Source organism: Agrobacterium tumefaciens (assembly GCF_005221325.1).
In the GTDB taxonomy this organism is placed as follows: domain Bacteria; phylum Pseudomonadota; class Alphaproteobacteria; order Rhizobiales; family Rhizobiaceae; genus Agrobacterium.
In genome coordinates, this window is record NZ_CP039889.1 from 1,868,541 (window position 1) to 1,893,277 (window position 24,737).

The following is a 24,737-nucleotide window of genomic DNA, read 5'->3' on the forward strand; positions in this document are numbered from 1 at the left end:
CCATGGGCGTGTGGATCGATACCGATATGGGCTTTGACGATATCGCCGCCATCATGGTGGTGCAATCGGCGGGCCTTACCATTGATGGCATCTCGCTGGTCTTCGGCAATGCGACCCTGGACGCCGTCTGCGGCAATGCCGCAGGCGCTGTTGCTGCCTTCGGCTGGTCGATGCCGATCCATCAGGGCCGCGCCATGCCGGTGCTTGGCGCACTCGAAACCGCGCAGTCGATTCTCGGTGAAAGCGGCATTCCGACCGCCGGCCAAAGCCTGCCGGATGCGCCGGCTCTGCCAAAAAGCGATGCCTTTGCCGCACTCTGCAACTGGCTGGAGGAGGAAGGCGAAAAGCGCATTCTCGCACTCGGCCCGCTCACCAATATCGCCGCCCTGTGTCTCGCGCGACCCGATCTTGCCGCCAGAATTTCCGACCTGACCTGGATGGGGGGCGGGGTCACCAGCGGCAACCACACGGCATCGGCCGAATTCAACGCCTTCGCCGATCCCGAGGCGCTGGCCATCGTGCTCGCCCACGGCCTGCCGCTGCGCATGGTTGATCTCGATGCCTGCCGCAAGGTCACGGCCTCGCCGGCCGATGTGCTGCCGATCCGCACTGCCGGCGGCAGGAATGCCGGGCTGATTGCCGATCTGCTTGATGGTTTCATCGGCATTGCCACCAGCCGCGGTAGGGCTGCCATGGCGCTTTACGATCCCGTCGCCGCAGTCGGCTTCATCTCCGATCATCTTGGCTGGCAGCAGGCGCGCATCGATGTCGAACTCCATGCCTCGCTGACGCGGGGAAGAACCGTGGTCGAGACACGCGCGGAGAAGGTGACAGGGTTTAACGCCCGGTTTGCCGCCACTGTTGATGCGGAAGCCGCGAAGTCCGCTGTTCTCGAGGCATTGCGCCGGGAGGCCGCCCGATGAGTGCGCAAATCCGCCTGGCTGAACCCGCCGATCTCAACGACGACACCCTGCGCGCCCGTGCGGTTGCCGCCGCGCGTGGTGATCAGCGTTTTGATGTTCTCATCACCGGCGGAACGCTGGTGGATGTGGTGACGGGCGAGCTTCGCCCTGCCGATATCGGCATCGTCGGCGCGCTGATCGCCAGCGTGCACGAACCGGCAAGCCGCAGGGATGCCGCGCAGGTGATCGACGCGGCCGGGGCCTATGTCTCGCCGGGGCTGATCGACACGCATATGCACATCGAAAGCTCGATGATCACGCCGGCCGCCTATGCGGCGGCGGTGGTTGCCCGCGGCGTCACCACAATCGTCTGGGACCCGCATGAATTCGGCAATGTGCACGGTGTGGAAGGCGTGCGCTGGGCGGCGAGGGCGATCGAAAACCTGCCGCTGCGCGCCATTCTGCTCGCCCCTTCCTGCGTGCCGTCAGCACCGGGGCTGGAGCGTGGCGGCGCGGATTTCGATGCCGCTATTCTGACCGATCTCCTCTCCTGGCCGGAAATCGGCGGCATTGCGGAAATCATGAACATGCGCGGCGTCATCGAACGCGATCCGCGCATGAGCGGCATCGTCCAGGCCGGGCTCGCCTCGGAAAAGCTGGTCTGCGGCCATGCGCGTGGCCTGAAGGATGCCGATCTCAATGCCTTCATGGCGGCGGGCGTTTCTTCCGATCACGAGCTTGTCTCGGGCAAAGACCTGATGGCGAAGCTCAGGGCAGGGCTGACGATCGAGCTGCGCGGTTCGCACGATCACCTGCTGCCGGAATTCGTGGAGGCGCTGAATACGCTCGGCCACCTGCCGCAGACGGTGACGCTCTGCACCGACGATGTCTTCCCGGACGACCTGTTGCACGGCGGCGGGCTGGATGATGTGGTGCGCCGTCTTGTGCGTTATGGCCTGAAGTCCGAATGGGCGCTGCGCGCCGCTACGCTGAATGCCGCACAAAGGCTTGGCCGTCCCGATCTTGGCCTCATAGCTGCAGGCCGCCGCGCTGATATCGCCGTTTTCGAGGATTTGAGCGGTTTTACCGCCCGTCATGTGCTCGTAAGCGGTCGGGCCGTTGCAGAAGGCGGCAGCATGCTGGTCGACATTCCCGCCTGCGATACGACCGCACTCGAAGGCTCGATGAAGCTTCCGCCACGCATGGCCGATGATGTCAGGGTAAAATCCGAAGGTGCGAAGGTACGCCTCGCTACCATCGACCGCCCGCGTTTCACGCAATGGGGTGAGACGGAAGCCGATGTGAAGGACGGTTTCGTGGTTCCGCCCGAAGGTGCGACGATGATCTCCGTCACCCACCGCCACGGCAAGGCCGAGCCCATCACAAAAACCGGCTTCCTCACCGGCTGGGGACGCTGGAACGGCGCCTTCGCCACCACCGTCTCGCATGACAGCCACAACCTCACCGTCTTCGGTGGTAATGCAGAAGACATGGCGCTCGCCGCCAATGCGGTGATCGGCACCGGCGGCGGCATGGCCGTCACTTCTAAGGGCAAGGTTACCGCGCTCCTCCCGCTGCCGTTTTCCGGCCTCGTATCCGATGCGCCGCTCGAAGAGGTGGCGCGGGCTTTCGAGGACTTGCGCGAAGCCGTGGGCAAGGTGGTGGAATGGCAGCCGCCCTATCTCGTCTTCAAGGCCTGCTTCGGCGCCACGCTCGCCTGCAATATCGGCCCGCACCAGACGGATATGGGCATTGCCGATGTGTTGACGGGGAAGGTGATGGAAAGTCCGGTGATTGCAGTGGTGGAGTGAACGCCCGGCATTTGCCGCAGGCTCTTTTCCACCCCTGCGAGTGGGTTCAGACGTGGGGCGGAACTTAAACGGAGAGGGAGCCTTTAACTTGTTTTTCGGCCCAGTCATGTGCCCAGCTGGCACGCGAGAAATAACCGCGACTGCCATCCTCACCGAAAAACACGCCGGCCCAGAGTGGCGTTGCGTCATCCGTCAAAACCCAGCCGCCGGAATCGCCCTGCGTAGGCATGGGGGTGACGAGATGCCCGAGGGCGCCGCCGATCGGGATGACCGGCTGCGGCTTGAGTTCGATCTGGTCGCGAAAACAATAGGTCGAACTGCCATCCGTGAAAGCGTAGCTGATCGCCAGCGAGCCGAGCTTGCATTTATAGATACCGCTTTTGCCCTTGAGCGTGACGTTCTGCCCCGATGTCAGGCTGGCGGCCACCCCGGCCAATGAAGACGCTGCCGGAGCGACGGTAAGTTCGATCAGCGAGAAGTCGAACATATTCACCGAACCGCTATTGCCGGGATAGGGGTTTGGCACTGGCAGGGCAACCGGATCGCAGACCGTCTGTGCCGGCAGGGGATGGAGCTTGGTGTGATGTATCACCGTACCGATCCGTTTCCCCGACACATCGAAAATGTCGTCGCCGGTGTCGGCGACATGGGCGCAGGTCATGCCGTATTTCTTGTTGTGCGCGTTGGTCAGCGTCCCGCCATAGGTACCGGTTTCACCGGCGCTGGTAGTGATTTCGTCGCCCCCCGCAAAGGCAAACCGCGCCCTTGGGCGTTCCTCGATGCGGGCGGCGGCGGGGCTTTGGTTGACGAGAGTGGTCAGTTGGCGAAGCGCGGCGATATCGCCGTCATCTTCCCCTATCGCAGCCGCGCCCTTTACCGGAGTTTTTAAGGGGCCGTAAACAATAGTCATCACGACCGGCCCACTTTTCGTGGGGCGGGGGATTGCAGCCCACAGCGAGACGTCACGCTTGAGGTCACGGCGCCTGTATCCTTGGTAAGGTGTCTGGAATGGCCACTCGGGAAAGGCGAGGGGCAACCTCCACCAGTCGCGGAACGGACGGCCGTCGAGAAGATATTCATACCGGTAGCGTTCGCTGTCCGGCAAGACACCGTCTTCCAAGTCGTAAAGCAGCATCCATAATGGATCCACGTCGAGCGTGAAGCCATGCACGATGGGGATTTCCGAGGCCGCCTGCGCCAGTCGTGTCATGGCTTCGGAAGCGTCGAAATAGGCTCGCAAGTCCTCATAGGTCGGCATGGCTGCTTACTCCGGTCTTGGTTCGAAAAAACCCGCTACGAAGGTGAAGATCGGCGCGAGCAGACCGGCCGCAAAAACGCTGTACCAGCCGTGTACGAGAAAGACCGAGCCGCTCAAAGTGTAGGCCCAGAGCACGAAAGCGATGGTTGAGATGCTGGCATTCAGCACCCAGGGCTGGCCCGGCAGTTTCCGTTGACGAAGATAGATGGGCGTACCGATGATGCCGAGGGCCAGAATGACCCAGCTAACGATAACGGCCTGGGTGGAGATGACGCTGTCTGTCGTCAGCGCGCTCAGCCCATAGTGGGAATTGACCATTTTATCGACGGCGACGTAGAGCGCGACGGATTCAGCCGGGATATATTTGACGAGACGGTCGCGATAGTCATCGGGAGGAAGATTTTTCAATGATTTGGCGGAGGCCAACCGCCCGGTGATCGCACTCTGTGGCACAACAAGTCTTGCCATAATGATTGCCCGTTTGAAATTGTTGAGCAGAATCTGAATAGTAAATGCGAATATTCCGCATATTTACACTAATTAATTGGTTGGGTCCATTGAATATTGATGTATGTGCATCGGGATACGTCAATATTTTTAAGTATTGTTGTGCTTCGGTACCCCGGAATGATTGTTGTGTGGAGACTTCACGTTTGAAGGCTGTCCCGGTTTCTCTGCCGGAACGGCCACTTTCAATCCGCCGCCAGTTCCTGCTCCACCAATGTCGCCCAGAACGCGACGCCGGGCACGATGGCCGCATCGTTGAAGTCGTAGGAGGTGTTGTGGTGCAGCGCGCCATCCACCGCCGGGCCGTTGCCGAGCCAGACGTAGCAGCCGGGGGCTTCGCCGGCGAAGAAGGCGAAGTCGTCGCCGGCGGTCGAGGGCGGGAAGGCGGTGCGGGCCTTCGTGCCGAAGACGGTCTTTGCGGCGCGCAGCGCCCGTTTGGTCGTGTCCGCATCGTTGATGACGGGGGGAATGCGGCGGATGAATTCGTAATGCGCCTCGATGCCGAACATCGCCGCCGTGCCCTTCGCCAGCCGGCCGATTTCCGCCTCCAGCTGGTTGCGCACATCTGCCGCATAGGCCCGCGCCGTACCACCGATTTCAACGAGATCGGGAATGACGTTGAGCGCCTGCGGGTCGCCCGCCTGCACCGAACAGGCGCTGACGACGGCGGGTTGCAAAGGATCGATGACGCGGCCGACGATGTTTTGCAGCGAGGCGAGAAAGGTGCCCGCCGCCGTTATGGGGTCACGGCCGAGATGCGGCTTGGCGCCATGGGTGCCGATGCCCTTGAAGGTGACGCGCCAGCTGTCGGAAGAGGCAAGCTGCGGGCCTTCCACCACGGCCATTTCGTCAAGCCCAAGCCCCGGCATATTGTGCAGGCCATAGACCGCATCGCAGGGAAACAGGTTGAAAAGCCCGTCTTCCACCATTTTTTTCGCACCACCCCGGCCTTCTTCGGCCGGCTGGAAGATGAAATGCACGGTGCCGGAAAAGTCGCGGGTCTTGGCAAGATAACGTGCAGCGCCCAGCAGCATGGCGGTGTGACCGTCATGGCCGCAGGCATGCATCTTGCCGGGAAATTTCGATTTATAGGGCCGGTCGGGCACCTCAGGCATGGCAAGCGCATCCATATCGGCCCGCAGGCCGATGCTGCGGGTGCCGTTACCCACCTGCAACGTGCCGACCACACCTGTACCACCGAGACCGCGATGCACCTTCAGCCCGGCGCGCTCGAGCAGATCGGCGACAATGGCGCTTGTTCTTTCCTCCTCGAAACCGAGTTCCGGATGTGCGTGCAGATCATGACGAAGCTCCGTCAGGAATGGCAGGTCCTCGCCGATCCGGTCCAGCAGTCTCATGGGAACCTTGTCCTTGAATATGGGAAAAACCCGCGTCATAGGTGGGTTTGTCCGAATGCCTGTTGCTTTGTTTCCGTTCTAGCGGAAAAAGCCAATGAAATGAACCCGTCGCATGTTTGCGGTTGCTGAAATGCCGATTATGCCAAACGGGGTTGGCTCGGCGGGAGAGACTATATCCGCCTTGCGCCATTCCGCTCCTGAAAGGAAAACCGATGCCGTCATCCGCATCGCCCGTCGCCCAGTCTCCCGCCGTGCCGCACGAGTTCTGGCAGGACATTCTTCCGCCCGGCACTTTTGCAACGGCGGGTCCGCATTCCACCTTCTTTCCGGCGGAACTGGATGACAACAGGCAGATCTGCCTGCCCATCCGGCCGCTTGCGGATGGGGAACATGCGCTGGCATCGCTCATCGTCAATCAGGCCTCCTTCGAGGTGCTGGAGGCGCTGGCGGCTGATCTGGCCGCCAGGCTCGCGCCCTTCAGCCCGGATGTCGTGATCGGCCTGCCGACGCTGGGCTTGACGCTCGCCGCCGCCGTTGCCCGCCATCTTGGCCACTCCCGTTACGTGCCGCTCGGCACCTCGCGCAAGTTCTGGTATCTGGAGGAGCTGTCGGTGCCGATGTCCTCCATCACCACCCGGCAGGAAAAACGGCTTTATATCGATCCGCGCATGCTGCCCTTGATCGAGGGCCGGCGGGTGGCGCTGGTGGATGATGTGATCTCCAGTGGCAGTTCCATTCTATCAGGTCTTTCGCTTCTCGCCGCCTCCGGCATCCGCCCCGCCGTCATCGGTGCGGCCATGCTGCAATCGGATCGCTGGCGGGAAAAAATCGCCGCTTTCGGGCCGGAATGGCCGGAGCGGGTGAGGGGCGTTTTTGCCACGCCGCTGCTGACAAAAGCGGAAGGCGGCTGGCGCGCTTGACGTTTCGCAAGTTCCGGCAAAAGGCAAGTGGTGATAATTTCACCGGGCCTAATTTGTGTCTTGCGGAGCTCCGGGAGATCGTCCTAAGATCGCTTCCGACAGACAAAAGCGGTCGGCGAATAACGCCGGTTTGCTTACGCGCGGTGTCATCCCGGCGTCTGCCCGCACCCCTTTGTTCTTGCCGATGACTGGAATTTCTTCCCATGCATGCAGTGTTTGACGGTCATAATGATGTGCTGCTTCGTTTGTGGCGCAACAGCAAGGCCGGTGCCGATCCCGTGGCCGAATTCAAGAACGGCACGCGCGAAGGTCATATCGATGGTCCGCGCGCACGGGCAGGCGGTCTCGGCGGTGGCATCTGCGCCATTTATATCCCCTCCGGCGATCTGGTCCTGCAGGAACCGGACGAACAGGGCCATTACGACACGCCGCTTGCCTCTCCGCTTGAGCGCCTGCCTTCCCTCGACATCGCCATGGAAAAGGCGGCGATTGCGCTGCGGCTCGATCGCGCCGGTGCCTGGCGGCTCTGCCGCTCCACGGCCGACATCCGTAAGGCCTTTGCTGAGGATGTTTTCGCCGCCGTGCTGCACATGGAAGGCTGCGAGGCGATCGGCGCCGATCTCGATGCGCTGGAGGTGTTTTATGCCGCCGGCCTGCGCTCGCTCGGCCCGGTCTGGAGCCGGCACAATATTTTCGGCCATGGCGTTCCGTTTTCCTATCCCATGTCGCCCGATACTGCGCCCGGCCTCACCGATGCCGGTTTCGCGCTGGTGAAGGAATGCAACCGCCTCGGTATTCTCATCGATCTCGCGCATATCACCGAAAAGGGCTTCTGGGATGTGGCCAAGACCACCAACCAGCCGCTGATCGCCAGCCATTCCAACGCGCATGCGCTTACCCCCGTCGCGCGCAATCTCACCGACCGGCAGATGGATGCCATCAGAGAGAGCGGCGGGCTCGTCGGTCTCAACTATGCCGTCACGATGCTCAGGCCCGATGCGCGTGACATTGCCGATACGCCGCTCTCCGATATGGTTCGCCATATCGACTATATGGTGGAACGCATGGGCATCGATTGCGTGGCCCTCGGATCGGATTTCGACGGCGCGACGGTGCCCGTTGGAGTGGCCGATGCCAGCGGCAACCACAATCTGGTTGCGGCACTGAAATCGGCAGGCTACGGTGATGGAGAGCTTGCTAAAATATGCCGGGAAAACTGGCTGCGTGTTTTGTCTCAGGCCTGGCACGAAGCGGCCTGAAAACAGTTTAAGCGAACCAAATCAATCTCATAACAAAAGGGGAGATCCTATGATCAAATCGCTCAACAAATCCATGCGGATCCTTAGCACCAGCGCTGCCCTGTCGCTGATGATGTTTTCCGCACCGCACGCTTTTGCCGCCACGCCGGCCGATACGCTGGTGGAAGGTTTCGCCATCGACGACATCATCACGCTCGACCCGGGCGAAGCATTCGAACTGTCTGCCGCTGAAGTCACCGGTAACACCTACAGCAAGCTCGTTTCCATCAATCTCGACGACACCTCCAAGGTTATCGGTGATCTCGCCGAGAGCTGGACGACCTCCGAGGACGGCCTGACCTATACGTTCAAGCTGAAATCCGGCCTGAAATTCGCCTCCGGCAATCCGGTCACCGCTGATGATGTGGCCTTCTCCTTCGAGCGTGCCGTGAAGCTCGACAAGTCGCCGGCATTCCTGCTGACACAGTTCGGCCTCAAGGGCGATAACGTTAACGAGAAAGCCAAGGCTGCGGATGCAAACACATTCGTGCTCACGGTCGACAAGCCCTATGCGCCGAGCTTCGTGCTGAACGTGCTGACCGCGACCGTCGCTTCGGTGGTCGACAAGAAGCTCGTCACCGAAAAGGCGAAGTCGGTCACGCCGAGCGCCGATTACAAATACGACACGGATTTCGGCAATGAATTCCTGAAAACCGGTTATGCCGGTTCCGGCCCCTACAAGATCCTCGGCTGGAAGGCTAACGAGGCCGTCATTCTGGAAGCCAACCCGAATTATTACGGCGAGAAGCCGAAGCTGAAGCGCGTCGTCTATCGCCACATGAAGGAAAGCTCGGGCCAGCGCCTGGCGCTTGAAAACGGCGATATCGACGTTGCCCGTAACCTCGAGCCGGGCGACATGGAAGCCGTTTCCAAGAAGGAAGGCCTTGCTATCACCTCTGCGCCGAAGGGCACTGTCTATTACTTCAGCCTCAACCAGAAGAACGAGAACCTGAAGAAGCCGGAAGTGGTCGAAGCTCTGAAATATCTGGTCGACTACGACGCGATCGGCGCGACGATCATCAAGGGTATCGGTGAAATCCACCAGACCTTCCTTCCGAAGGGCCAGCTGGGTGCGCTTGACGAAAACCCCTACAAGCTCGACGTCGCCAAGGCGAAGGAACTTCTCGCCAAGGCCGGCCTGAAGGACGGCTTCACCGTGACCATGGATGTGCGCAACACGCAGCCGGTGACCGGCATTGCCGAAAGCGTGCAGCAGACGCTGGCGCAGGCCGGCATCAAGCTCGAAATCATTCCGGGTGACGGCAAGCAGACGCTGACGAAATATCGCGCCCGCACGCATGATATCTACATTGGCCAGTGGGGTTCGGACTATTTCGACCCGAACTCGAATGCGGAAACCTTCACCATCAACTACGACAATTCGGATGAAGGCAAGAACAAGACGCTCGCCTGGCGCAACGCCTGGGACGTTCCTGACCTGACCAAGGAAACCCAGTCGGCTCTGCTGGAGAAGGACAGCGCCAAGCGTGCGGCGATCTATCAGAACCTGCAGAAGGAAGTTCTGGCGAAGGGTCCCTTCGTCATCATCTTCCAGCAGACGGAAGTGGCCGGTTATTCCGCCAAGCTCAAGGGCCTGAAACTCGGACCGAGCTTCGACACCAACTACGTCTATACGATCTCCAAGGAATGATCCGGAAGGATCGGTCTCTTGAGCATCGTTGAAGCAAACAGCCGGGCGAGGCAGGGCAAACGCCGTGCCAACGCCCGTGCCAAGGCCATTCTCGGCTTCGCCGTCACCGTCATCACCACCTTTCTGGGGTTGATGGCGGTCACATTTTTCATTGGCCGCGTGGTGCCGATCGATCCCGCACTGGCGATCGTCGGCGACCGTGCGCCTGCGCATGTGGTCGAGCGGGTGCGTGAGCAGCTCGGCCTCAACCTGCCGCTCTGGCATCAATTTCTGCTTTATCTGAAGCAGGCGCTTTCGGGTGATTTCGGCATCTCCGTCCTCACCACCAATCCTGTCATGGAGGATATCAAGCGGGTGTTTCCGGCGACGATCGAGCTTGCCACGATCGGCACGATCATCGGCGCCGTCTTCGGCATTCCGCTCGGCGTGCTTGCCGCCGTCAAGCGCGGCAGCTTTGCCGACCAGGTCGTGCGCGTCATCGGCCTCATCGGCTATTCCGTGCCGATCTTCTGGCTCGGCCTACTCGCGCTGCTGGTGTTTTACGCCCGGCTGCAATGGGTCGCTTATCCCGGCCGCATGGACATCGTCTATGAATTCACTTTCACGCCGGTGACGGGGTTCTTCCTGATCGACGCGATCTGGCAACGGCAATGGGACGTGTTGTGGGATCTGTTCCGCCACATCATCCTGCCCGCCTCTCTGCTTGGTTATTTCTCGCTGGCCTATATCAGCCGCATGACGCGTTCCTTCATGCTGAACGAGCTTGGCCAGGAATATATCGTCGCGGCCCGTGCCAAGGGGCTTTCGGAAACGCGCATCATATGGTTCCACGCGCTGCGCAATGCCGCCGTGCCGCTGGTGACCGTCATTGCGCTGTCTTACGCCGGTCTGCTGGAGGGTTCGGTGCTGACCGAAACCATCTTCGCCTGGCCGGGGCTCGGCCTCTACATCACCAATTCCCTGCAGAATGCGGATATGAATGCCGTTCTTGGCGGCACGATCGTGATCGGCACCATCTTCGTCGGCATCAATCTCTTCTCCGATCTGCTTTACCGGACGCTCGATCCAAGGACGCGCAGCCGATGACAATTTCGACCGATACACTCAGACCCTATAGCCGTGAGTGGCTGCTCTCCGACCGGCCGGCCTCGCGCAAACAGGCGCGCCTTGGCCGTGCCTATGTCATCTGGCGGCGGTTTTCGGAAAACCGGCTGGCACTGCTTGGGCTCGCCATCATCATCGCGCTGCTGTTCGTCGCGCTGTTTGCCGATGTGCTGGCACCGCATAACCCGGTGCAGGGTGACCTGCGCAATGCTCGGCTCCTGCCACCCGGCACGGAAGGCTACCTGCTCGGCACCGATGATCAGGGGCGCGATATTCTCTCGCGCCTCATTCACGGTTCGCGGCTCACTTTGTTCGTGGTGTTGCTGGTGGCCATCATCGCCGCACCCATAGGGCTCATCGTCGGTACCGTCTCGGGTTATGCCGGTGGCTGGGTCGATGCCATTCTGATGCGCATCACCGATATCTTTCTTGCCTTTCCGAAACTTGTTCTGGCGTTGGCGCTGGTGGCGGCGCTCGGGCCGGGCATCGAAAATGCGGTGCTGGCCATTGCGGTGACCTCGTGGCCACCCTATGCGCGCATCGCCCGTGCTGAAACCATGACCTTCCGCAATTCCGATTTCATCGCCGCGGTGAAGCTCATGGGGGCATCGCCGTTCCGCATCGTGCTGAAGCACGTCATGCCGCTCTGCCTGTCATCGCTCATCGTGCGTGTGACGCTGGATATGGCCGGCATCATCCTCACCGCCGCCGGCCTCGGCTTCCTCGGTCTCGGCGCACAGCCGCCGCTGCCGGAATGGGGCGCGATGATCGCCTCGGGCCGCCGTTTCATTCTCGATCAATGGTGGGTTGCGGCCATGCCGGGTATCGCGATCCTGATCGTCAGCCTTGGTTTCAACCTGCTGGGCGATGGCCTGCGCGATGCGCTGGATCCCAAGGAGGCGAACCAATGAGCGCGCCGCTTCTGACCGTAGATAATCTCCGTGTGTCCTTCCCCACCCGCACCGGGCTGGTGGAAGCGGTGCGCGGCGTGTCCTTCACGCTTGGGCGCGAGCGCCTCGGCATCGTGGGCGAATCCGGCTCCGGCAAGTCGCAGACCGGCCGCGCCATCATGGGGCTGACGCCGAAAAGCGCGCGCATCGAGGCTGATACCCTGCGTTTCGGTGATATCGATCTGCTAAAGGCTTCCGCAAAAGAGCGGCGGATCATGCGCGGCAAGCGCATGGCGATGATCCTGCAGGACCCGAAATATTCGCTGAACCCGGTCATGACTATCGGCCGCCAGATCATGGAAACCCTGCGGACGCATGAGAATATCAGCTCAAGCGAAGCGCGCCAGCGCACGCTTGCGATGCTCGAAGCCGTGCAGATCCGTGACCCCGAGCGCGTCTTCGATCTTTATCCGCACGAGGTTTCCGGCGGCATGGGTCAGCGTGTCATGATCGCCATGATGCTGGTCTGCGGTCCGGAGCTTCTGATCGCCGACGAACCAACCTCGGCGCTCGATGTGACGGTGCAGCTGGAAGTGCTCGACATTCTCGACAAGCTGGTGCGCGACCGTGGCATGGGGCTGATCTTCGTCAGCCATGATCTGAGACTCGTCTCCTCCTTCTGCGACCGTGTTCTGGTCATGTATGCCGGCAAGGTGGTGGAGGAACTGTCTTCCGCCAATCTGAAGGAAGCGAAGCACCCCTATACGCAGGGCCTGTTGAACTGCCTGCCGCAGATCGGCGGCCACCGGCATCCGCTGCCCGTTCTGGAACGCAAGCCGGAGTGGCGCGCATGAGCACAGTTCTTTCTATCAGAGACATGGTGGTGGATTTCGACGGTTACATCGCGCTCGACAGCGTCAGCGTCGATGTCGCCGAGGGCGAATCCTTCGGCATCGTCGGCGAATCCGGTTCCGGCAAATCCACCCTGCTGCGCGCCATTGCCGGCCTCAACCATTTCGATGAAGGTTCGCTGATGGTGGCGGGGCGCTCCTATTCCAGCAAGCACCGCGACAAGAGCTTTTATAGCGACGTGCAGATGGTGTTTCAGGACCCCTATGGCTCGTTGCACCCCCGCCAGACGGTGGATGCGCTGCTGCTCGAACCGCTCGTCATCCATGGTCTCGACAATCGCGAGCAGCGTATCGCCCGCGCCCTGGACGAGGTGGGCCTCGGCTCCGGTTTCCGTTTCCGCTATTCGCACCAGCTTTCCGGCGGCCAGCGGCAACGCATCGCCATTGCCCGCGCGCTGATCGTCGAGCCGAAAATCCTGTTGCTGGATGAGCCGACTTCGGCGCTCGATGCTTCCATCCAGGCTGAAATCCTCAACCTTCTGGAACAGGCCCGCAAGGACCGCAACCTCACCTTCGTCATGGTCAGCCACGATCTCGGCGTCATCAGCCATATGTGCGATCGGCTCGCGGTGATGAAAAGCGGCAAGGTGGTGGAAATGCTGGAAGCCGAGGCGCTGGAAAGCCGCGAGTTCAGCGCGGATTATACAAGGCAGCTGCTGGTGGCGAGCGAGGGTTTCAAACGCGCTTGAACTGCCGCTATAGTCAGGTCAAATGACATATTCCGTCATTCCGGCCTTGAGCCGGAATCCAGAGACCGCGCGTCTGCACGGTTAGAGACTCTATTGCGATCAAGTCTTTGATCGCGCTGGATGCCGGGTCAAGCCCGGCATGACGGACAGTGTCGGCCAAAACAAGGTATCCACCCCATGCAACTGCGCGCCTTGATGTATTTCGACGAACTCGTCCGCACCAATTCCATGCGCGCCGCGGCGGAAAACCTGAATGTCGCACCAACGGCGGTCAGCCGTCAGATCGAGAACCTCGAATATTATTTTGGCTCGCCGCTTGTGGAGCGCTCCAGCCGGGGCGTGAAGCTGACCGCTGCGGGAGAGCTGCTCGCCGCACGCGCTGGCAAGACGTTGCGGGAACTCGACCATGTGCACCAGCTGATCGACGATCTCAAAGGCCTGCAGCGCGGCCGGGTCACGGTCTATGCCAATGGCGCGACGGTGGCGAACCTTCTGGCGCCGGTGCTGGCGCAGTTCAGCCTGAAATTCCCAAAATTGCGGTTCGAGGTGCATATTACCAGCGCCCGGCAGGCGATGGAGGCGCTGGGTGCGGCGGAAGCAGACCTCGTCGTCAGCCTGTTCGCGCCGAAGGTTTCCGGCGTGAAGGTGCGCTCGCGCACCCGCATCAGCTATGATGTCATCTTCCCCGCCGGCCACGCGCTCGCCGCCCAGCCGGAAGTTTCGCTGAAGGAACTGGCTGGCTTGCCGCTTGCCCTGCCGGACAAGAGTTTTGCGGCGCGGCAGGCCTTCGATGCGCTGTTTGCCGATGCCGGCATCGAGCTCGATCCCGTCTTCATCACCAGTTCGCTGGAGATGTTGAAGGAGCTGGTGCTCGGCCATGCCGCTGCCACGCTGCTGCCGGCGCTTTCGGTGGCGCGCGAAATTCGCAGCGGCCAGATGGTCGCCGTTCCGCTTTCCGGCAAGAAGGGCATCCACACCCAGATCGATCTCTGTGTTGCTCCCGACCGGCAGCTTTCTTTCGCCGCCTCCAAGCTTGCCGATTTCATCGAGCGTTTCATGCGTGAGGCGACGGCGGGGTAGTTTCTTCTCCCGGCGGGGAGAGGAATTAGCCAGCTTCGGGAATTGCCCACAAGGTTGATTTCCACCCGCAATTCCGTGTAGCCATTTCAGCTACACGGAGCACACAAAAACGGAGATTGTGTGTGCGCCTGCAACATGACACTCTTTTTGCAACGGGTGGTCTTTGGAAGGGCAAAAATGCCCCGGCCGCCAGACAGGGGATTAAGGATGCCACGCATTTATCTTTCGCAGGCGGCAAGGCTTTCCCGCCGTGCCGCGCTGACGCTCGCACTGGGCACGGCGCTCTGGCTGCCGCTTTCGATTGCGGAGGCGCAAGCCGCGCCGAAAACCGCCCTGACGCTCGGCATGACGGTGGAGCCGACCGGTCTCGATCCGACCATTGCCGCCCCCGTCGCGATCGGTCAGGTCACCTGGCAGAATATTTTCGAAGGTCTCGTCACCATCGACAGCAAGGGCAAGGTGAAGCCGCAGCTTGCCGAAAGCTGGGAGATTTCGCCTGACGGCAAGAGCTACACCTTCAAGCTGCGCAAGGGTGTGACCTTCCATGACGGCGAGGCGTTCGATTCCGCCGTCGCGAAGTTTTCGCTGGACCGGGCGCGCGGAGAAGCTTCCGTCAACCCGCAGAAGCGCTTCTTTGCGGCAATCGACAGCATCGAGACGCCGGACGCGGACACGCTGGTGCTGAAACTGAAGCAGCCCGCCGGCAGCCTCATCTACTGGCTCGGCTGGCCAGCCTCCGTCATGGTCGCGCCGAAGAGCGCTGACAATAATCGCACCGCGCCCGTCGGCACCGGCCCGTTCAAATTCGTCAGCTGGGCGAAGGGCGACAAGGTGGAGCTGGAAAAGAACGCCGCCTATTGGGACAAGGCCGTGGCGGTAAAGCTCGACAAGGCGACCTTCCGCTTCGTCGCCGATCCGCAGGCGCAGGCGGCGGCGCTGAAATCAGGCGATATCGATGCCTTCCCGGAATTCGGCGCGCCGGAACTGATGACCTCCTTTGACGGCGATAAGCGCCTCGGCACCTTTGTCGGCAATACCGAGCTGAAGGTCGTGGCCGGCATGAACAATGCCCGCAAACCCTTCAGCGACAAGCGTGTGCGCCAGGCGCTGATGATGGCGGTGGATCGCGGCACGGTCATCGAAGGCGCCTGGTCCGGTTACGGCACGGCCATCGGCAGCCACTATACGCCGAATGACCGCGGATACGTCGATACGACTGGCGTCTACCCCTTCGATATAGACAAGGCCAAGGCGCTGCTTGCGGAAGCGGGATATGCCGATGGTTTCAGCTTCACCATCAAAGCCCCGCAAATGGCCTATGCCCAGCGCACCTCGCAAATCCTGCAGGCGATGCTGGCCGAAATCGGTGTCACCATGACCATCGAGACTACCGAGTTTCCGGCCAAATGGGTGGCGGATGTCCTGAAGGGCGCGGATTACGACATGACCATCGTTGCCCATGCCGAGCCGATGGATATCGATATCTATGCCCGCGATCCGTACTACTTCAACTACAAGAACCCGGCCTTCAACGAGGTCATCGCCAATGTGGAAAAGACGGCGGATGCCGGCAAGCAAGAGAAGCTCTATGGTGACGCCCAGAAAATCCTAGCCGAAGATGTGCCGGCGCTGTTCCTGTTCGTGATGCCCAAACTTGGCGTATGGGACAGGAAGGTGAAGGGGCTGTGGGAAAACGAGCCTATTCCCTCCAATGTGCTGACGGAAGTGCATTGGGAAGAGTAGGGTTTGCGGATATTCTCCATCTCCGTCATGCCGGACCTGATCCGGCATCCAGTTCAGCACAAGTCCTTGGGCTGAAAAGACTCTCTTCGCCGCGCAGACGCGCGACGGCTGGATTCCGGCTCAAGGCCGGAATGACGGGAAGCAGAGTGGCAGACGCCAAAGCAAACAAAACCACGCAAGGAGCAGATGCCAGATGTTAGCCGTCCTCATCCGGCGTCTCGTAAGCCTCGTCATCACGCTGTTTGCCGTCTCCCTCATCATCTATCTCGTCATGGGTCTGTTGCCGGGTGATCCGGCCGCCATCATGCTCGGCACTTCGGCAAGCCCGGATACGCTGGCGGCCCTGCAAAAGCAGATGGGTCTCGATCAGCCCTTGCCGCTGCGTTACCTCCACTGGCTGGCTGGTGTCTTCCGGGGCGATCTCGGGCAATCCTATACCTATGGCGTGCCGGTGGCGGGACTGATCATCGAGCGGCTGGCCGTCACCCTGCCGCTTGCGCTGCTCGCCATCTGCCTGTCTGTTACTATTGCCATTCCGCTCGGCGTCGCCGCAGCGAAAAACCGCAATGGGGCGCTGGATTTTGCGGCCGGGCTGTTCTCCCATGTGGGCATTGCCGTGCCCGGCTTCTGGGTTGGGTTGCTGCTCATCATCGTTTTTTCCACCACGCTCGGCTGGATGCCATCGGGTGGTTTTCCCGGCTGGAGCCCAAGCTTTTCGGCAGGGCTTGTGGCGCTGGTGCTGCCGGCAATCGCCCTTGCGCTGTCGCAGGCCGGTGTTCTCACCCGCGTCTGCCGCTCCGCCGTGCTGGAGGTGATGAACGAGGATTTCGTGCGCACCGCCCGGGCCAAGGGCTTAAGCGAGCGGGTGGCGCTGTGGCGGCATGCGGTGCCGAACGCGATGATCCCCGTCGTCACCATGATCGGCCTGCAATTCACTTTTCTCATTGCCGGTGCGGTGCTGGTGGAAAATGTCTTCAACCTGCCGGGTCTCGGGCGGCTTGCCTATCAGGCGCTGACGCAGCGGGATATCGTGGTGATGCAATCCGTCGTGCTGTTCTTCTCGGCGCTGGTCATCATCATGAATTTCGTGGTCGATATCGCCTATCTCTTCATCGATCCGAGATTGCGGGCAGGTGCGCGATGATGCGATTTATCCGCCGCCGCCCGGCCTTCGTTGTCGGCATCGCCGTCACCAGCTTTCTCGTCGCCGTCGCTTTGCTGTCGCTGGTCTGGACGCCGCTTTCGCCAACCAAGATACAGATCGTCCAGAAGCTGAAATCGCCCTTGGTTTATGGCGGTCTCGGCACGGATCATTTCGGCCGCGATGTGCTCTCCATGCTGATGGCCGGTGCGTGGAACTCGCTCTCCACCGCCATTGCCGCCGTCGCCATCGGCGCCTTTATCGGCACGACGATCGGTGTTGCGGTCGCAGCCCTGCGCGGCTTTACCGAAACCGTGATCATGCGCATCTGCGACATCATCTTCGCCGTGCCGCCGATCCTCTCGGCCATGATGCTCGGCGCCTTCATCGGCACGGGGCGCTTTACCGCCATCATCGCCATCGCCACCTTCATGGTGCCGGTCTTCGCGCGGCTGACGCTGGGTGCCGCGCTGCAGATATGGGCGCGGGAGTATATCACCGCCGCCACCAGCATCGGCCAGAACCGCGCCAAGATCACGCTTTTTCATATCGTGCCGAATATCTCCAACCAGATCATCGTGCAGGTGACGATCCAGCTCGGTCTTGCAATATTGACGGAAGCAGGCCTTTCCTTCCTCGGTCTCGGCATGCCGCCGCCCGCCGCTACCTGGGGGCGGATGCTGGCGGATGCCCAGACCTATCTCGGTGCGGCCCCCTGGCTTGCCATCATGCCGGGCCTTGCCATTGCGCTCGCCGTCTTCGGCCTCAATCTTCTCGGCGACGGCCTGCGCGATCTGCTTGACCCGCGCGATACCAGCTGACGGCCTCAAGCCGATACCGCCCCTATTTCTGTTTTTATGACGAGACGATGCCATGACCGATCTCATAGACCTCAACACGCTCGAAATCCTGGCGCTCTACCGGGAAAAGAAGCTGTCGCCCTCGGAATACTGGCAGGCGGTGGAAGCGCGGATCGAGGCTTTCGAGCCTATCGTGAATGCGCTTTACGCCTATGACCCGGAAGATGCCCGCAGGCAGGCGGCAGCCTCGACGCAGCGCTGGCACAGCGGCGAAACGCTCGGTGCGCTTGATGGACTTCCCGTCTCGCTGAAAGAACTCATCGCAACGAAAGGCCATCCCGTGCCGCTTGGCACAAAGGCGGTGGAACTGGTGCCGGCGCTGGAGGACGCACCGGTGGCTGCCCGCTGCCGCGAAGACGGCGCGATCCTCTATGCCAAGACGACCTGCCCGGATTACGGCATGCTCTCTTCCGGCCTCTCCAGCTTCCACAAGCTTAGCCGCAACCCTTGGGATCCGACCCAGAACCCCGGCGGCTCCAGTGCCGGTGCGGCCTCGGCGGGTGCCGCGGGTTATGGCACGCTGCATATCGGCACGGATATTGGCGGCTCGGTGCGGCTGCCGGCCGGGTGGACCGGGCTGTTCGGTTTCAAGCCAAGTCAGGGTCGCATACCCGTCGATCCCTATTATACCGGCCGCTGCGCCGGGCCGATGACCCGCACCGTCGCGGATGCCGCTTATGCCATGGCAACGCTCTCCCGCCCGGACTGGCGCGACGGCACATCGCTGCCGCCAAACGCCATCGACTGGATGAATCTCGATATCGATGTGAAGGGCTTGAAAATCGGCCTGATGCTGGATGCCGGCTGCGGCCTACCGCTCAATGAAGAGGTGCGCGACGCAGTGGTGGCGGCAGCCAAGCTGTTCGAGGCGGCAGGCGCCATCATCATCCCGGTCGAGCCCGTGCTGACGCGGGATATGCTGGATGGGCTGGATGATTTCTGGCGCGCGAAATTCTGGGGCGACATGGCGGCGCTGAGCGCGGATCGCCGTGCTGCGATCCTTCCCTATATTCACGAATGGGCGGAAAAGGGCGCTGATGTCTCCGGCGCGCGTGCCGTTTTCGGTTTCAACCAGACCATGGAAATGCGTAAGGTTTGCGGACGGTTGATGCAATCGGTTGATGTGGTGATTTCGCCCGTCAATCCCATCGTTTCCTACCCCGCAGATTGGGCCTCGCCCACCAACGACCCCGAGCGGCCCTTCGAACATATTGCCTTCACCGTGCCGTGGAACATGTCGGAACAGCCGGCATCCTCGATCAATTGCGGCTTCTCGACATCCGGAATGCCCATCGGGTTGCAGATCGTCGGCCCACGTTATGAGGACCTGTTTGTGCTCCGGCTTTCGAAGGCCTTCGAGAGCTGGGGCGGTGGTGTGCGGCGCTGGCCGGAGCCGCCACAGCGTCGCTGATCGTGCCTTTCTGGACATGTAGTATTGCCATAATACCCGCATCTCCGTCCTGCCTGTTAGGGTACTGAAAGGCATTCGAAAATGGGAGGAGCAAACATGCCGAAGAAGATTTTGATGATCACCGGCGATTTCGCCGAGGACTATGAGACCATGGTGCCGTTCCAGACCTTGGCTGCGGTCGGCCACACGGTGCATGCCGTCTGCCCCGGCAAGAAGGCGGGCCAGACCATCGCCACGGCCATCCACGATTTCGAAGGCGACCAGACCTATTCGGAAAAGCGCGGCCACAATTTCGCGCTCAACGCCACCTTCGCTGATATCAAGGCGGCGGATTACGATGCGCTGGTCATTCCGGGCGGCCGCGCGCCGGAATATCTCCGCCTTAATCCGGACGTGCTGGCGGCGGTGAAACACTTTTTCGAGGCCGACAAGCCGGTGGCGGCCGTCTGCCACGGTGCGCAATTGCTGGCGGCCGCCGGTGTGCTCAAGGGCCGCACCTGCTCGGCCTATCCCGCCTGCCGCCCCGAGGTGGAGCAGGCGGGCGGCACCTATGCCGATATCGCCATCGATGCCGCCCTCACCGACGGCAAGCTGGTGACGGCGCCCGCATGGCCGGCGCATCCGGCCTGGCTTTCGCAATTCATGGCGGTGCTCGGCAAATAAGACCAGCGAAACGGGGCTTTTGCCGGCCCCGTTTTCCGCCTATGTTTTTGAGCGTGGTGAGGGAGGAAACCATGTGCAAGCTTTTCATCAAAGCAGACCCGACACTCTGGGAAAGCCATACACGGTCGCTCAGGATCGATGGCATGGTGACCAGTGTGCGGCTTGAAAATTTCTTCTGGACGACACTGGACGAGATCGCGCGCCGCGACGGCATGAACAGCGTTCAGCTGATCGCCAAGCTTTATAATGAATCGATCGATGCCGGGCACGATCTCGGCAACTTCACCTCGTTCCTGCGGGTCTGCTGCGGGCGTTATCTTGCGCTTCAACTCTCCGGCGATATTCCGGCACGGACAGATATTCCGATTGCGGCGCTGGATGCGGACAGCATTCTCGATGCGGAGAAGGTGAATTACCACTAGGCGCGTCTTTTTTGTGCCGCGACATCCACTCCACCTCATCCCTGTGACAAGCGCAGGGATGCGGCGGCTCAGCTCTTCAGCGCCCGCGGGTCAAGCGCATCACGCACGGCGTCGCCGATGTAGTTGACGCTCAGGACCGTCAGTGAAATCGCCAGCCCCGGCCACAACACACGCGAGGGCGTTAATTGCAGGAAGTTGGCACCATCGAACAATAGCCGCCCCCAGGTCGGGAAATCGGACGGGAAACCGAGGCCGAGGAAGGATAGCGCCGATTCCGTGATGATCGCGGCGGCAATGCCGAGCGTGGCCGAGACCATGATCGAACTCAGCACATTCGGCAGGATATGCCTGATGATGATGCGATATTCGCGCATGCCGCTCGATTTCGCCGCCATGATGAATTCCTGGCTTTTGATTGTCAGCACATCACCGCGCACGATACGCGCGGTATGCATCCAGCTGGTTATCCCGATAACGAAGACGATCAGGATGAAGATACCGGTTTCCGGGCCGAAGGCGGTGCGCAGCGTATCGCGGAACAGCATCAGGATGACGAGCAGTAGCGGTAAAAGCGGCAGGGCCAGGAAGAGGTCTGTCAACCGCATCAGCGGCCCATCGAGCCTGCGGAAATAACCTGATAGCACGCCCACCAGCGTGCCGAGAAACAGCGCCAGCAGCATGGCGGTGATGCCGACAGCAAGCGAGATGCGCCCGCCGGCCAGAACCTGCGCCAGCATGTCTTTGCCGAGATTATCAGTGCCAAAGGGATGTGCCAGCGACGGCCACTGGTTGCGCGCCTTCACGTTGAGGGCGTTGGGCGCAACGGTGTGGATATAGGGGCCGACATAGACCGCAAGCAGGATGAAGGTGAAGACGAAAAGCCCCGCCACGCCGCCCTTGTGGACGCGAAACTGTTTCCAGATATCGGCAAGGGCGGATTGTGTGGGTGTGGCTGCAACCGTCGGCGCTGCGATGGTGGCGTCAGTCATAGCGGATCCTCGGGTCGAGAATGCCGTACAACACGTCGGCAATCAGGTTGAAGAGCACGATCAGCACCGCGAAGATGAAGGTCAGCGTCTGCACCAGCGGAATGTCCGCGCCCTGAACGGCCGTTATCAGCAATTGACCAAGCCCGTTCACGCGGAAAATCTGTTCGGTGATGATCGCGCCGGAAAAGATCGTCGGTACACCGAGCGCGATGACGGTCACGACAGGGATCAGGCTGTTGCGCAGAACGTGAACCAGCAGAACGGACTTTTCCTTCACGCCCTTGGCACGCGCGGTACGCACATAATCCTGATGCAGATTGTCGAGCATGGAGGCGCGCACGAAACGGCTGATCTGTGAGACGTTGTAGAGCGTCAATACCAGAACCGGCAGGAACATCTGTTTCACCTGCGCCACAAAACTCGCCCAGTCCCTGACCTGCAGATTGGTGTCGTAGACGGAAGGGAACCATTGCAGATACGAGCTGAAGATGACGACCAGTAGCACGCCGGTGAAGAAGGTCGGGACAGAATAACCGACCATGGAGATGAAGGTGCCGATCTGATCGAAGATCGAATATTGCTTATAGGCGGAGATGACGCCGATCGGGATCGCCAGAAGCGCGCCGAAGAGATAGGCGAGGCCGACGACCCAGAGCGTCTGCGGCATGCGTTGAATGACGAGATCGACCACCGGGCTGCGTGTCGCCCACGAGAGGATCCGCGTGCGGCTGCCATCGCCAATCTGCCAGCCGGTCAACTTTTCCAGGAGGTTCAGCGGTTCGTTGATGAAGAATTGCTGCAGCCACATCAGGTAACGGATGAAGAAGGGTTGGTTAAGGCCAAGCGAGGCGCGGATCTGCTCGCGCACCTCTGGCGGGATGGTAAGCGGCAGGTCGCCGGTCGGGTCGTTGGGCGCCAGATCAAGCAGCGCGAAGATGACGAAGCTGATGACGAGCAACGTCGGTACGGCAAAGGCGAGCCGTCTGAGCGTAAAGGTAAACATCTGAAACTCTCCAGACCCAGAGCGCGGCAGGGCGAAAATTGGGAGTGTCTTCGCCGTGACGCTGCAAATGTGTCCTCAGATCATGGTCCAGGGCATGCAGAAGGCCGGCCCCATTTGGGAGCCGGCGCATCTGCGTGTTATTTCTTGCGGGACCAGTCCGCGACGTTCCAGAGTTCCGAATCCCAGGCATTCATGCGAACGCCTTCCAGCGTCAGCGAATGCGAGGAGACGCTGCCGCGGTGGATGAGCGGAATATGCGCGCCTTCTTCGGTCAGCATGTCATTCAGCTGCTTGGCGATTTCCCCGCGCTTGGCGAAATCTGTCGTCCTGGACAGGACACCCACCAGCTTGTCGAATTCCGGGTTGCAATAACGCGGAACATTCTGTCCCTGCCAGCCATTAGAGGGGGCGGGAATCTTGTCGCACAGCCATTCCGCCAGATATTTTTCCGGGTCGGTTCCGTCGAAGTTGTTGGTGTACATTTCAACGTCGGCATAAAACTTCTGGAACGTGTCCGGGCTTGCCGGATCGCCGCCGAAGAAAACCGAGGCGCTGACATTGCGCAGTTCAGCCGCAACGCCGATCTGCGACCACATGTCCTTCACCAGTTCTTGCGCCGCCTGGCGAACGGAGTTGGTGGAGGTCTGGTAGAGGAAGGAAAGCTTCACGCCGTTCTTGGCGCGGATGCCATCGGCACCTTTGACCCAACCTGCATCGTCCAGCAGCTTGTTCGCGCCTTCGAGATCCTGTTTCAGGCACCAGCTATCATTTTTGGTGGAAGCGACAGCTTCCGGGGCCGGCACGATGTTGCAGGTCGGTTTGCCTGCTTCGCCATAACCTGCTTCATCGATGATGTCGCGATCGATCGCGAGCGAGAGGGCGCGACGGACGGCCGGGTCGGACAGGGCTGGATGGGGACCGGCTTCCTTGGTGGAGCGCTTGTCTCCCAGAGCGGGATCGGGGTTATACCAATTGAGGTTGATGCGCTCGACCTGGGTGCCGAAGGCGGTTTCCAGCTTGCCCTTGCCGGCGGCGACCATGGTGGCCAGAATTTCCGGCTCCACCTGCATGTTCCAGGCATAATCGAATTCGCCCGTCTCAAGCACGGCGCGCGCAGCGGAGGCGGCGTCACCGCCGCCCTTCAGCGTGGCGGTCGCAAAGGCAGGCTTGGACGGATCGCGGTAATTGGGATTGGCGACGTAGCTGATAACGTCGTTCGGCTTGAAATCCTTTACCATGAAAGGCCCGGTGCCGATGGGACCGAAATTGGCGGAGGTGCAGCCGGGGGCGGCAGCACCGAGGCAATTTTCAAACTGCTTCTTCTGGATGACCGGCGATTGCGCGCCCACGAAGGCGGAGTAAGGATAGGGCTTCGGTTCGGTGAAGCTGACCTTGACGGTGTGGGGATCGATCGCCTCGACGTTTTTCACGCCTTCATATTGCGCCGCCTGCGCGCAGCCGCCATCCGGTGCTTTGCAATATTTCCAGGTGAAAATCACGTCCTCAGCGGTCAGTGGCGTGCCGTCCGACCATTTGACGTCGCTTTTCAGCTTCCACGTCATGCTGAGCAGATCCTTTGCGACGCCGCCATTTTCGACCGTCGGAATCTCGCTCACCAGCGTCGGCACCAGCTCGCCCTTTTCGTCATAGCGCGCGAGCGGCTCGATGACCATGGACGAGCTGTAGACTTCCTTCGTTCCAGCGGAAAGATAAGGGTTAAGTGTCGATACGGCCTGCCAGAACAGGATCTTCAGTTCGCCGTCACTGCCGCGCTCGGCATGGGCGACAGACCCCGCCAAGGCCATCGCTGCCACCGTGCTGGCAAAGAGAATGCTGCGTTTCTTCATGGTGATTTTTCCCCTTTTTGGATTTTATCTGTTCGAATGTTTGACGCTTTTCCCGTCGTCATGTGCAAAGTCTGTTATTATAAGTATTTGACTTTACTGAGGAATAATCCTCCATTTCAGGTGATGCTATTGTAGTTTTTCTGAAAATCAAGCGCAAAAGTCGCATTGGTGAACAAAATTTGAGCCGCTTGCCATTCGGCCTATTTTTCACTCATCTATCAAGATTCATGCTTGCAAAAGCGGAAATTCCAAACGCAATATGTCGTCCGACAACCCGGC

The 24,737-nt window shown here is 60.8% G+C and carries 22 protein-coding genes; 16 read left to right on the plus strand and 6 right to left on the minus strand.

What is annotated here, in order from left to right:
* Positions 1 to 2 precede the first annotated feature (2 nt).
* Both CFBP5499_RS23545 and CFBP5499_RS23550 read left to right on the plus strand, forming a co-directional pair.
* Complete coding sequence (locus tag CFBP5499_RS23545; protein ID WP_080827876.1) at positions 3 to 923, plus strand: nucleoside hydrolase; 921 nt, start codon at positions 3 to 5, stop codon at positions 921 to 923.
* Positions 920 to 2,713: an adenine deaminase gene (locus CFBP5499_RS23550; RefSeq protein WP_080827875.1), complete on the plus strand. Its 1,794-nt coding sequence runs from the start codon at positions 920 to 922 to the stop codon at positions 2,711 to 2,713. The genes CFBP5499_RS23545 and CFBP5499_RS23550 overlap by 4 nt, the downstream gene beginning before the upstream one ends.
* A gap of 64 nt (positions 2,714 to 2,777) precedes the next feature.
* Here the strand turns inward: CFBP5499_RS23550 and CFBP5499_RS23555 are convergent, their stop codons facing one another.
* The 3 genes from CFBP5499_RS23555 to CFBP5499_RS23565 all read right to left on the minus strand — a co-directional run bounded on the left by CFBP5499_RS23555 (position 2,778) and on the right by CFBP5499_RS23565 (position 5,836).
* On the minus strand, positions 2,778 to 3,971 hold the full coding sequence (locus CFBP5499_RS23555; RefSeq protein WP_080827874.1) for a hypothetical protein: 1,194 nt from the start codon (positions 3,969 to 3,971) through the stop codon (positions 2,778 to 2,780).
* A 6-nt stretch (positions 3,972 to 3,977) separates the two neighbouring features.
* On the minus strand, positions 3,978 to 4,439 hold the full coding sequence (locus tag CFBP5499_RS23560; protein WP_130932530.1) for a hypothetical protein: 462 nt from the start codon (positions 4,437 to 4,439) through the stop codon (positions 3,978 to 3,980).
* A 224-nt stretch (positions 4,440 to 4,663) separates the two neighbouring features.
* Positions 4,664 to 5,836 (minus strand): M20 aminoacylase family protein, encoded by a 1,173-nt coding sequence (locus CFBP5499_RS23565; protein ID WP_175416865.1) that lies wholly within the window; start codon positions 5,834 to 5,836, stop codon positions 4,664 to 4,666.
* Positions 5,837 to 6,048: 212 nt separating this feature from the next.
* Here CFBP5499_RS23565 and CFBP5499_RS23570 point away from each other — a divergent pair, with 212 nt between their 5' ends.
* From CFBP5499_RS23570 to CFBP5499_RS23635, 14 genes are all read left to right on the plus strand, one after another.
* Positions 6,049 to 6,756 carry a phosphoribosyltransferase gene (locus CFBP5499_RS23570; RefSeq protein WP_080827871.1) on the plus strand — a complete coding sequence of 236 codons (708 nt, stop codon included), beginning with the start codon at positions 6,049 to 6,051 and terminating at the stop codon, positions 6,754 to 6,756.
* A gap of 203 nt (positions 6,757 to 6,959) precedes the next feature.
* Entirely contained in the window at positions 6,960 to 8,015 is a 1,056-nt protein-coding gene (locus tag CFBP5499_RS23575) for a dipeptidase (RefSeq protein ID WP_080827870.1), read from the plus strand.
* Between the two features lie 49 nt (positions 8,016 to 8,064).
* Positions 8,065 to 9,705: an ABC transporter substrate-binding protein gene (locus CFBP5499_RS23580; protein WP_080827869.1), complete on the plus strand. Its 1,641-nt coding sequence runs from the start codon at positions 8,065 to 8,067 to the stop codon at positions 9,703 to 9,705.
* Between the two features lie 18 nt (positions 9,706 to 9,723).
* Complete coding sequence (locus CFBP5499_RS23585; protein ID WP_080827868.1) at positions 9,724 to 10,791, plus strand: ABC transporter permease; 1,068 nt, start codon at positions 9,724 to 9,726, stop codon at positions 10,789 to 10,791.
* Positions 10,788 to 11,720, plus strand: a complete 933-nt coding sequence (locus tag CFBP5499_RS23590) for an ABC transporter permease (protein WP_080827867.1) — start codon at positions 10,788 to 10,790, stop codon at positions 11,718 to 11,720. The genes CFBP5499_RS23585 and CFBP5499_RS23590 overlap by 4 nt, the downstream gene beginning before the upstream one ends.
* Positions 11,717 to 12,553 carry an ABC transporter ATP-binding protein gene (locus CFBP5499_RS23595; protein ID WP_080827866.1) on the plus strand — a complete coding sequence of 279 codons (837 nt, stop codon included), beginning with the start codon at positions 11,717 to 11,719 and terminating at the stop codon, positions 12,551 to 12,553. Before CFBP5499_RS23590 ends, CFBP5499_RS23595 begins: the two co-directional genes overlap by 4 nt.
* On the plus strand, positions 12,550 to 13,299 hold the full coding sequence (locus CFBP5499_RS23600; protein WP_080827865.1) for an ABC transporter ATP-binding protein: 750 nt from the start codon (positions 12,550 to 12,552) through the stop codon (positions 13,297 to 13,299). The genes CFBP5499_RS23595 and CFBP5499_RS23600 overlap by 4 nt, the downstream gene beginning before the upstream one ends.
* A 177-nt stretch (positions 13,300 to 13,476) precedes the next feature.
* Positions 13,477 to 14,379: a LysR family transcriptional regulator gene (locus CFBP5499_RS23605; protein ID WP_080827864.1), complete on the plus strand. Its 903-nt coding sequence runs from the start codon at positions 13,477 to 13,479 to the stop codon at positions 14,377 to 14,379.
* 207 nt (positions 14,380 to 14,586) lie between these two features.
* Entirely contained in the window at positions 14,587 to 16,122 is a 1,536-nt protein-coding gene (locus CFBP5499_RS23610; protein ID WP_080827863.1) for an ABC transporter substrate-binding protein, read from the plus strand.
* A gap of 193 nt (positions 16,123 to 16,315) precedes the next feature.
* Positions 16,316 to 17,266 (plus strand): ABC transporter permease, encoded by a 951-nt coding sequence (locus CFBP5499_RS23615; protein ID WP_080827862.1) that lies wholly within the window; start codon positions 16,316 to 16,318, stop codon positions 17,264 to 17,266.
* The gene (locus CFBP5499_RS23620; RefSeq protein WP_175416866.1) at positions 17,263 to 18,084 is read left to right on the plus strand and encodes an ABC transporter permease; all 822 of its coding nucleotides are present in this window, start codon (positions 17,263 to 17,265) and stop codon (positions 18,082 to 18,084) included. Before CFBP5499_RS23615 ends, CFBP5499_RS23620 begins: the two co-directional genes overlap by 4 nt.
* 52 nt (positions 18,085 to 18,136) lie before the next feature.
* Positions 18,137 to 19,534, plus strand: coding sequence for an amidase (locus CFBP5499_RS23625; RefSeq protein ID WP_080827861.1), 1,398 nt, complete (start codon positions 18,137 to 18,139; stop codon positions 19,532 to 19,534).
* A gap of 96 nt (positions 19,535 to 19,630) precedes the next feature.
* Positions 19,631 to 20,197 (plus strand): DJ-1/PfpI family protein, encoded by a 567-nt coding sequence (locus CFBP5499_RS23630; protein WP_175416867.1) that lies wholly within the window; start codon positions 19,631 to 19,633, stop codon positions 20,195 to 20,197.
* Between the two features lie 71 nt (positions 20,198 to 20,268).
* Positions 20,269 to 20,619 (plus strand): ribbon-helix-helix domain-containing protein, encoded by a 351-nt coding sequence (locus tag CFBP5499_RS23635; RefSeq protein ID WP_065117712.1) that lies wholly within the window; start codon positions 20,269 to 20,271, stop codon positions 20,617 to 20,619.
* 68 nt (positions 20,620 to 20,687) lie between these two features.
* Here CFBP5499_RS23635 and CFBP5499_RS23640 read toward each other — a convergent pair whose 3' ends face one another.
* The 3 genes from CFBP5499_RS23640 to CFBP5499_RS23650 all read right to left on the minus strand — a co-directional run bounded on the left by CFBP5499_RS23640 (position 20,688) and on the right by CFBP5499_RS23650 (position 24,458).
* Positions 20,688 to 21,608 (minus strand): ABC transporter permease, encoded by a 921-nt coding sequence (locus CFBP5499_RS23640; protein WP_080827860.1) that lies wholly within the window; start codon positions 21,606 to 21,608, stop codon positions 20,688 to 20,690.
* Positions 21,601 to 22,611: an ABC transporter permease gene (locus tag CFBP5499_RS23645; RefSeq protein ID WP_080827859.1), complete on the minus strand. Its 1,011-nt coding sequence runs from the start codon at positions 22,609 to 22,611 to the stop codon at positions 21,601 to 21,603. The genes CFBP5499_RS23640 and CFBP5499_RS23645 overlap by 8 nt, the downstream gene beginning before the upstream one ends.
* 137 nt (positions 22,612 to 22,748) lie before the next feature.
* Entirely contained in the window at positions 22,749 to 24,458 is a 1,710-nt protein-coding gene (locus CFBP5499_RS23650; RefSeq protein WP_080827858.1) for a peptide ABC transporter substrate-binding protein, read from the minus strand.
* Positions 24,459 to 24,737 lie beyond the last annotated feature (279 nt).

Bases quoted from the DNA above. Each gene is read 5' to 3' on its own strand.
- CFBP5499_RS23545 (WP_080827876.1), top strand. From the start codon at position 3: ATGGGCGTGTGGATCGATACCGATATGGGCTTTGACGATATCGCCGCC.
- CFBP5499_RS23550 (WP_080827875.1), top strand. From the start codon at position 920: ATGAGTGCGCAAATCCGCCTGGCTGAACCCGCCGATCTCAACGACGAC.
- CFBP5499_RS23555 (WP_080827874.1), bottom strand. From the start codon at position 3,971: ATGCCGACCTATGAGGACTTGCGAGCCTATTTCGACGCTTCCGAAGCC.
- CFBP5499_RS23560 (WP_130932530.1), bottom strand. From the start codon at position 4,439: ATGGCAAGACTTGTTGTGCCACAGAGTGCGATCACCGGGCGGTTGGCC.
- CFBP5499_RS23565 (WP_175416865.1), bottom strand. From the start codon at position 5,836: ATGAGACTGCTGGACCGGATCGGCGAGGACCTGCCATTCCTGACGGAG.
- CFBP5499_RS23570 (WP_080827871.1), top strand. From the start codon at position 6,049: ATGCCGTCATCCGCATCGCCCGTCGCCCAGTCTCCCGCCGTGCCGCAC.
- CFBP5499_RS23575 (WP_080827870.1), top strand. From the start codon at position 6,960: ATGCATGCAGTGTTTGACGGTCATAATGATGTGCTGCTTCGTTTGTGG.
- CFBP5499_RS23580 (WP_080827869.1), top strand. From the start codon at position 8,065: ATGATCAAATCGCTCAACAAATCCATGCGGATCCTTAGCACCAGCGCT.
- CFBP5499_RS23590 (WP_080827867.1), top strand. From the start codon at position 10,788: ATGACAATTTCGACCGATACACTCAGACCCTATAGCCGTGAGTGGCTG.
- CFBP5499_RS23595 (WP_080827866.1), top strand. From the start codon at position 11,717: ATGAGCGCGCCGCTTCTGACCGTAGATAATCTCCGTGTGTCCTTCCCC.
- CFBP5499_RS23600 (WP_080827865.1), top strand. From the start codon at position 12,550: ATGAGCACAGTTCTTTCTATCAGAGACATGGTGGTGGATTTCGACGGT.
- CFBP5499_RS23605 (WP_080827864.1), top strand. From the start codon at position 13,477: ATGCAACTGCGCGCCTTGATGTATTTCGACGAACTCGTCCGCACCAAT.
- CFBP5499_RS23610 (WP_080827863.1), top strand. From the start codon at position 14,587: ATGCCACGCATTTATCTTTCGCAGGCGGCAAGGCTTTCCCGCCGTGCC.
- CFBP5499_RS23615 (WP_080827862.1), top strand. From the start codon at position 16,316: ATGTTAGCCGTCCTCATCCGGCGTCTCGTAAGCCTCGTCATCACGCTG.
- CFBP5499_RS23620 (WP_175416866.1), top strand. From the start codon at position 17,263: ATGATGCGATTTATCCGCCGCCGCCCGGCCTTCGTTGTCGGCATCGCC.
- CFBP5499_RS23625 (WP_080827861.1), top strand. From the start codon at position 18,137: ATGACCGATCTCATAGACCTCAACACGCTCGAAATCCTGGCGCTCTAC.
- CFBP5499_RS23630 (WP_175416867.1), top strand. From the start codon at position 19,631: ATGCCGAAGAAGATTTTGATGATCACCGGCGATTTCGCCGAGGACTAT.
- CFBP5499_RS23635 (WP_065117712.1), top strand. From the start codon at position 20,269: ATGTGCAAGCTTTTCATCAAAGCAGACCCGACACTCTGGGAAAGCCAT.
- CFBP5499_RS23640 (WP_080827860.1), bottom strand. From the start codon at position 21,608: ATGACTGACGCCACCATCGCAGCGCCGACGGTTGCAGCCACACCCACA.
- CFBP5499_RS23645 (WP_080827859.1), bottom strand. From the start codon at position 22,611: ATGTTTACCTTTACGCTCAGACGGCTCGCCTTTGCCGTACCGACGTTG.
- CFBP5499_RS23650 (WP_080827858.1), bottom strand. From the start codon at position 24,458: ATGAAGAAACGCAGCATTCTCTTTGCCAGCACGGTGGCAGCGATGGCC.